The sequence below is a fragment of the Propionivibrio sp. genome, assembly GCF_016790145.1.
In the GTDB taxonomy this organism is placed as follows: Bacteria; Pseudomonadota; Gammaproteobacteria; order Burkholderiales; family Rhodocyclaceae; genus Propionivibrio.
This window is the reverse complement of record NZ_JAEUOI010000093.1, coordinates 1-7,956: the sequence shown is the minus strand read 5'-3', so window position 1 is coordinate 7,956 and position 7,956 is coordinate 1. Positions and strand designations below refer to the sequence as shown.

7 protein-coding genes are annotated in these 7,956 nt (G+C 51.8%); 2 read left to right on the top strand and 5 right to left on the bottom strand.

Annotation, left to right across the window (positions count from 1 at the left end; translation table 11 throughout):
- The first annotated feature begins 487 nt into the window (after positions 1–487).
- Positions 488–904 (top strand): hypothetical protein, encoded by a 417-nt coding sequence (locus tag JNM42_RS08250; protein WP_294268212.1) that lies wholly within the window; start codon positions 488–490, stop codon positions 902–904.
- A 304-nt stretch (positions 905–1,208) separates the two neighbouring features.
- Here the strand turns inward: JNM42_RS08250 and JNM42_RS08245 are convergent, their stop codons facing one another.
- Positions 1,209–2,030: a hypothetical protein gene (locus JNM42_RS08245; RefSeq protein ID WP_294268211.1), complete on the bottom strand. Its 822-nt coding sequence runs from the start codon at positions 2,028–2,030 to the stop codon at positions 1,209–1,211.
- 640 nt (positions 2,031–2,670) lie between these two features.
- Between JNM42_RS08245 and JNM42_RS08240 the strand changes: the two genes are divergently transcribed.
- On the top strand, positions 2,671–3,066 hold the full coding sequence (locus tag JNM42_RS08240) for a surface-adhesin E family protein (RefSeq protein WP_294268210.1): 396 nt from the start codon (positions 2,671–2,673) through the stop codon (positions 3,064–3,066).
- A gap of 184 nt (positions 3,067–3,250) precedes the next feature.
- Here the strand turns inward: JNM42_RS08240 and JNM42_RS08235 are convergent, their stop codons facing one another.
- The 4 genes from JNM42_RS08235 to JNM42_RS08220 form a co-directional block, all read right to left on the bottom strand.
- Complete coding sequence (locus tag JNM42_RS08235) at positions 3,251–4,114, bottom strand: NAD-dependent protein deacetylase (protein WP_294268209.1); 864 nt, start codon at positions 4,112–4,114, stop codon at positions 3,251–3,253.
- Positions 4,115–4,685: 571 nt separating this feature from the next.
- On the bottom strand, positions 4,686–5,297 hold the full coding sequence (locus JNM42_RS08230) for a hypothetical protein (protein ID WP_294268208.1): 612 nt from the start codon (positions 5,295–5,297) through the stop codon (positions 4,686–4,688).
- A gap of 407 nt (positions 5,298–5,704) precedes the next feature.
- Positions 5,705–6,745, bottom strand: a complete 1,041-nt coding sequence (locus JNM42_RS08225) for a hypothetical protein (RefSeq protein ID WP_294268207.1) — start codon at positions 6,743–6,745, stop codon at positions 5,705–5,707.
- Between the two features lie 230 nt (positions 6,746–6,975).
- On the bottom strand, positions 6,976–7,788 hold the full coding sequence (locus tag JNM42_RS08220) for a hypothetical protein (protein WP_294268206.1): 813 nt from the start codon (positions 7,786–7,788) through the stop codon (positions 6,976–6,978).
- Positions 7,789–7,956: the final 168 nt, after the last annotated feature.

Here is a 7,956-nt window from a genome sequence, read left to right as displayed (position 1 = left end):
CAATCGGGCGGTTCCCGCTATGAAAACGGACGCAATATTCCGAGCACGGTGCAACTCGTTCTTCACCTCACCTACGCCCCGTTGGAACAAGCCCAGGCGATGCTGAGCCATCTTCGTAAGTCGAATACGGCAGATTAGCCGCAGTATGTAGCTCGCCTGGAGCGCTGTGGTCGTTGGCGGTGCTGCTCTTGTCTCGGGACTTGGGCCTGCTCGGTGCCAGTCGGGACGTAACCCAAACTAACCTTTAGCAAACCATCTGAGTGCATGAGTACATCAACGATATGACCGAGCAGGATTTGGACGAACGAGATGAAGCGTAAACTGCTCAGGGGAGTCCAGGTCAACCCCAAAAGTTTGAGAATTCTGAAATTCAAGCCTGGGAATCCGCCAAAGCGACCGAGCAGGGGCTTGCCCTTGTTTAGCGCCTTAGGAATCACCGTGCTTTAGGTGGGCGAGGACGTCAAAAGCCATGGGAATATCGTGCCGCATGTTTATCCTCGATAAGGAAGACGGTCTGTATCGCCTGCCGAACGCCAAGTTTGACCAAATACTCCGAGATCCGACAAGCTGTCGCTTCACCCGTTTCGCGGGAACTCGGGTACGAATGACCGACGTCGCTGTAGAACTCATTGACCGTCAGCCGATTCGTGTCGTTTGGATAACGTTCGGGTTCCTCGCCTTTGATGATGACGGATACTTCGACCTCACCGCCTTTGATCGTCAGCAACGCGCCCGAGCGGAGTTGGCTATGGCTCTGACGACTGCAGAGCCCAAAGGCGAAGGAATGGTCGTCGATGCGACCAATCGCTTCGTGGCACAAGGAGGGCGCTGGACACCATCAAGACCATTGCAGCGCCTTATTGACGCGGCGGCGCTAGGGCGAGTGAAATGCACCCGGCTTTAGTTCGCTCGTAATTTGCCTCGTCCTGATCAGAACGCTACACAAAATCAGGACGGTTCAGGGCCAAAAAGGTGCGTTGGCATTTTCGACAAGACGCCGTCTGACTGATCACCACTGATTTAGTGCAGGCAAAATCCAAGCGGCTGCAATGCGAAAAGGTGCGGCCCCACAAAAACAGCTAGCCAGACCATGGTATCGTTGGGACGATATTCTTTGGTCATGAATTCTTGCTGGCCTTTGTCACTGCTAATGCAGTGCGATACATGCGCAGCGTTACTCGCCTCAACTGGATCAGGTGCTGGGTGATCTAGGCAGGAGCAGTTGCCATGTCGAGTGTGTTCAGATCCAATTGTGCTGCCTGGATTACCTGCTGTGCAACCGGACCGATAGTCTCTTTCTCCGGTTTTGGGGACTTGGCCTGTTCTTGTTTGTTGTTTATGTCTGTTTTCTGAAGATGGCGTTGACGATCGCGCTCAGACTGCTGTTCCCGCTCCAGTCGACGCTGTTCGATAACCCCATTGCAAATGCGCCTGACCGTGCTGTACTGACTCTGTGTAAAGCGAGTGATGTTGAACAGGTTCTCACGGATTTCCCGTTCCGTCTTGAGTTTGACACGCATCGCCTCGTCAGGATTGTCAGAGAGTTCGCTGGTCAGCCAGAGGTAATGCAAAATTGCGGTGTAGAGATCGGCCTTGGACAGCAGATCAAGGTACTGGGTCACCGCATTGGTTACGGTAAGCGTTTCGTAGTTCGAGACAAGACGCTGAATCTCGTCAATTTCAAACCCGGCCCCTTGGAGCTTTTGCTCGCCCTGTTTGATGCGCGTATCGAAATACTCGTGCAGCTTTTCAAGGTGGCCGTTAATAGCGTGCTCAGCCTTGAAAATCTCTTCTTCACTGTAAATTTTCTTGTGGAGGTTGTCAGAAAGAATTTGCCGGGCACGACAGGTTATGAAAAAGGTATCGCGGGTAATCACCTCAAAACCGGATGCCATGATTTTGACGATCATGGCGCTCGAGAGAGAAACATAGCCAGGCGCAGACAGGGCGTCCTGATTGCGTTCAAAGAAGTGAATACTGCTTGAGCGCATCCATTTCTTCATGGGTAATTTTTGAGGGGTTGAGGTCATCAAATACTCCGATGGATGCTTCAACCGGGATCGTCTGGTTTACAGAGTTAACCAAGAAGCAAAACCGTACGATCAGGTTGAAAGTAATTATAAGTATGCCTTTCGTGTTCTGTGCTGATTGCTGTGACCGATGATTGCACAGCAGAAAAGTTCTGCCGACACGGATAACTCGCCAAAAAGTGGGGTGTAGGTGCGGAAATGGTCTATCGGCATTGCCGATGAACAAAAACAGGGCTAAATCGCTGGTTAGTTGCCATGTCGTCCCGCAGACCCCGTCTCGCGACGACGCACTTGCCTTGCCTTCGGCTTTGCGAAAACCTGGCCATAGGACTTCCACCTATGAAGTAACGCGCCATGCCCTGTGCATACGTAGAGGTGACCGACGATGCGCGGATTCATCGCGTAGCGTCTGGTGTGCCCCAGGGTTATGCGTCGTCTTTGACATAATGATCAAGGAGTTTCCTCAACCCATAACGCTTTGTAGGTTCTGGTGAGATTTCAAATGACGTTTTGGTTCCCAATTGATCAAGCCGCCACTGGCATTTGATTGGTGGATTGTAAGGCCAATACTGTTTAAATAAACCGAGGGCATAACCCTTTAATATATGGCTTTCTGATTCGCCAAAAAGAGAATCGCACAATGAAGAAAGGAGTCCTGTCACTGCTACTGGTAGCGATGAGTACCGGCGTGATGGCTGAATGGGTGCAGTACGACTACGAAGCAACATTTGTCGCATACGCAGACCTAAGCACAATCCGCAAGAAAGGCAACATGGCGACGATGTGGGTCATGATTACTTACACTGAACCACGAGTTACCGCAGGCACGATTCATCAGTCTGTGAAGTATCACGAGGAATATAACTGCGCCGAAGGACGAAGCAGGCCGGTCGCTACTGTTGCTTATTCCCTAGCCCACGGGGAAGGGGACGTGGTTCACTCAGATACTGAACCATCTGCGTGGAGTCCAGTTGTGCCGGGTACAAGAAGTGAATTAGTTTGGCGGATCGCCTGTGGCAAGGTCAAACTGATCTAGCCACAATGCGCCTCCCCGTAAGCGGCGATGATTGAATCTGTTTCGCAAAATGGTGGAATACGGGGCTGGCGGGACGGCGGCTTGCCGTCCGCCGGCAGGCTGTTGCAGGCGGCGAGCAGGGGCAGCCGGGTGAGTAGTGGAATCAGTTTGAGCAGGCGCGGCTGTAGCAAAAAAGAAAGTTGTTTTATCCGTAAATCTCTCCATAAGGTTTTGGCGAGAAATCGCGCAGCAGGCGATCGAGCGTCTCGCCGCAGTCCGCATCTACCTTGCCGGTGAGTAGCGGATCAGCGCGGGTGGCGCCCATATTAATGGCATACACTGGTTTGCCGAGTTTGTGTGCCTGATCGGCAAAACGAAAACCCGAATAAACCGTTAGCGACGACCCGACCACCAGGAGTCCGGCCGCCACTTCAATCGCGCGGGCAGCGTGTGCCACCCGTTCGCGTGGCACGTTGTCGCCAAAGAAGACCACGTCCGGTTTTAAAACACCGCCGCAGGAAGGACAGTCGGGTACGCCAAAACCGGCGTAAAACGCGTCGTCAAGATGTGCGTCGCCATCCGGCGCGACCCGGAAGCGGCGCGCCGAATCGGCGTCGAAGCCTGGATTGGCCAAGCGCAGCCAGTCCTGCAGGGTGCTGCGCGGGTAGATCTCCTTGCAGCCCAGACAGCGCACGCGGTCGATCCCGCCGTGCAGTTCGATTACCCCGACGCTGCCCGCCTTCTGGTGCAGGCCATCGACGTTCTGGGTAATCAGCGCACTGATCGCGCCGAGCGTCGCGAGATCAGCCAATGCCCGGTGTCCCGGGTTGGGCTTGGCCTGCCCCATGGTCGGCCAGCCGACAAAACTGCGTGCCCAGTAGCGCCGGCGCACCGCTTCGGAGCGCAGGAATTCCTGATGCTGAATCGGCTTCGACTGCAGCCATTGGCCATTCTGGTCGCGGTAGGCGGGAATTCCGCTGGCGGTGCTGAGTCCGGCGCCGGTAATCACGGCCAGCGGGCCGGTTTGGAGCAGGGTGCTTATCGGGCTAAGGTCATCGCTGGCAGTCATGCAGCGGTGGACATCGATCCGGCCATACCGTTCTCGATCCGCCAGCCTGCGTAATCCTTGAAGGCAGACTAGCCATTGATGATGAGGATCGCGCTGGCGGCCAGTCAGCGCGGCGCGCTGGATTGCGCAGTAACCGGCTACGGCCAGCTCGATGTGAAACCGCTGAGGCCAAGCATCAACGGCCGGCTCAGACTGAAAGCTGACCCACAGCTTTTTAATCCATCTGGCGTCTGACTACCCGTTGCTGCCGGTCTAGTCGTCAGGGGTCAAACGACAGGTATTGGGGTGGAGCAGTCTCCCGCCACGGCCACCCAAGGACAGCAACTCGGCCAATGCCGACATTGGCCCTGCGCTCCATGTTGGGCTGCTATGCGCCAGTTACCTGCCGTTCAGTCGCTGACGGCGGTCAATGTCCGCTTGTCAGTTTAGGCCACTTCCGGAATCGACCCGAAGCTGTCCGTCGGACTTGGCCAAAGCGGGCATACAGGAAAATCTGAATCTACAGGCCTGCCCGCCCTTATGCATTTCTAGTACCAGATTTCAATCCTATGGCATGGAGCCGACGAGTTTACTACTTCACCCCCGGTGTTGATACCACTGCGTAATACACAAATCCGAACATGATGAGCATTACGCTCATTTGAAACAGAAATACCAAGAGATTGACACCAATGCCTAACAGCCAACTCAAAATTCCGTGAAGCAGCGCCAAAAATCTGAAAACGAACAAAGATGGGCGATATATTACAACTTCAGAAATTTGAATCGCTCTAATTGAATCATGTGTTTCTCTTAAAAGTATCCAGGTCTGCATAAAGTTGAGGATGAGCAAAAGGCCCGCCATCAACCAGATCACACAGGCGCATGTGGTTGCAAGGAAGGACGGAAATTCCTTCGGAAACAGACTCGCTGAGTTTAACCAAAGTATGCTGCCAAGGGCTATGAACGCTGCACATATGGCATAGTTCCGAAAATTATCGAAGAAGAGCTTTAGAGAAACAAATTCATCCGGTATTAAAAACTCCGTCAGATTATTGTCCTTGAACTTTGTCTGAGGGAGTTCTTTATCCCGAATTACTTGGTATATACCAAATCGCCATTTCTCTCCAAGTGCTAACCCCTCCACCTTTGTCATGGCCTCTACATGTTCTTCATCCCAGGGGAGCTTTATCGTTCTTTTCATCTTAGTTCTATTCCCAAACTTGATTAGCGCGTGGATAAATACTCCACACCTGTTGCCAACCCGCACTTTTCGCACATTGTAATTGCCTATTCACTGACGAAAAAGGAAACGTGCAAACAAGTGTGCATCCAATTCGGCTTATGCCCAAGCGACTATCGCGCTAGCCAATGTCCGTTTTACAACGACGCGCTGGAAGTTCCGCTTCTGGCCGTTATGAATAGCTATTCATAACGGCCATCAACGGACGGTGGTGCAGGCACGCCGAAAGCGGGCATTCGTAGGGCGCCGAAGGGTGCAATGAGCGAAGCGAGTTGCGCCGGATGCGATGACTCCGGGCAAAATGCTTCAATTCAAGACCTGACCCCGCAACTTTGTGGCTCCGCAACTGCGCGCTTTCTGGCTAAAGTTCAGTGGACAGTCTCCTTTTTCTCCCGAGGAAATTCGTGCCGGACAAAATTTACGCATTCCACCTCATACCAGGAGACTACTGCCTTGCAATATTCTTCCCCCAATAGCGCGGTTGTTTTGGCTGATTTGCGGAAATTTGCATGCGAAAGGTCAAGTTCCATGCTTGTTGAAGAAATGAACCCGTGGATAGCGATATTTCGTGCTTTGCGCCATTTATCCAGTTGGCTCAGCAGTTCCTGCGGGTAGTCATAAGCGGAATCCCGCCTATCTGATGCTTCCTTCAGCAATGTGTGAAACGATGGGTTGGTAAGCTTGCTCCCAGCCCCATCCAAGAAATTAAATAAGCAATTGCTAATGAGGCATTCTTCAAGTGCAATAGCTTCGAGATAGTAGCCATCCTCTAACGACTTTGAAATTTGGCTCATAGCTGCTTGGTAAGCGTCATGCCGTCCCTTCAACTGGCTAACTGCCTCGTCAAAGTTAATGTCTTTAGCACGGGATAAATGCAATGCTTCGAATAGTGAATATCCAGATTTTCCAATGTTTTCTCTATCGAATTTCTTCTGGAAGGACACGAAGGCATTGTGATAGCCGTTAATAAAGGTGTAAACGGCTAGCCAATCCTCTTTAACCCAAGCGAAATACTTTCCACCTTCTTCTGGCTCAGGAATCCCCAATAGAGAATGACCAATCGCGTAAATCCAGTCGTGCGAGACCATCACCAACGCCCCCAAGTGTATGCAAGTCATCTGCCGCTCAGGGAAGATGTGGGCTAGTTCCGGCCGCCAGTCAACGACATTCTGGCATTGGATTTTTTTCTTTGCTTCCTCGTCGCCCAGCCGCTCTCGAATAATATCGATTAGAAGCAAGTAAACATCCCTTGGTTGGGGCGAAAACTCAAGAATGCCGTCGAAGCCAAAGCAGTGGGACAAATACACACAGAATGGCTCGAGGACAAGCCGGCCGTCCTGCCGAATATATTGATAGTTGGCAATGTCATCCAAGAAAGCTTGTCGTTCCTGCAGTTCTTTACTGTCCATGTTTTATAAAATAGTTCGAGAATGTAATTTGTGAAGTTATATCCGTACTTATACGGTTAGCACACACACCGAACAGGAAGCCCCACTCGCGAGCCAAATTCGCTTCGAATTCGGCGGCACGACCGTCTGTCGGTGCTTGAAATCCGGGCGGCACCCCACTTTCGGTCTGAAAAATGGCATCTATTTTTGCTGTGTGCGCTAACCGGATAAGCACGGTTATATCTACATGCCTAGGTGGCTAATCCTTCGTCGTTTGAAAACTCATCCAACCCTTCTTCAATCGCTTTCCGCGCCTCTCTCACAGCAAAATCAACACTCTCAGCCTCTTTAAGTTCTTCTGTGACTACTCGCTTGAATTCGTCAAAATCGCTACATCTGCCGAGGGCATTGGTGATGATTGCGTTAGAGCGACTCAAGTAGTAGAGGTAGCCATCAATTCGCTTCTCGAGCTCAAATAGCTTAATTGGAAGTGAATTGAAATTGGTTTCTTGCCAACTATCTAGTGCCCGTTTTTCAGATTCTATTGAATTCGTCGCCATACGAACTTGGTGCTTGTCGTAGACGTCGTTCAGGTAGTTGTGCTGCTGAGTAATCTGCTCTCGGTACTGGGCAATTTCGGTGAGGTCTCGTTTGTTGTCAGGCACGGCTAAATAGTCCTGCATCGCTTTGAGCGCCCACGCTGGACATTTTCGACTACTGACCTTGGATGGGTCTATCAGCCATGCCTGAATGGTACGTTCTGAAACCCGTTTTCCGGTCACGTTACTGATGGCGCTGGCTGCTCTATGGTTGTCACCCAAAAATTCGCGTTGAATCAGAGCCGCAACTCTGTCACGAACGAACAAATCCTGAATGTGGTCCCAGAGCTCCTGCTTAAGTACGAGAATATCTTCAGCGGTCCATTTTCGACCCGATTTAGCGTCGGGAACGATTGCTAGGTCATCAGCCGATTGAGCATTCCGAGTAAGATACGAAACTGCAAATACAGTCCCCGACTCAACGTGGGTCGCTGACTTGCCTCCAAAACCATATTTCCATGCCATGGCACGCCTCCGTTAAATACGCACATTGTGCGCGCACAATGTGCGCAGGTCAACGCCGCATGCTTAGTCGACGAATAGTCCTGCCCCGAGCGGGACCAGATCTGGTCCCGTTCAGTTGGACAGAGCGGAAGGCCGGGGTCAGGTCTTGAATTGCAGCATTTTGACCCA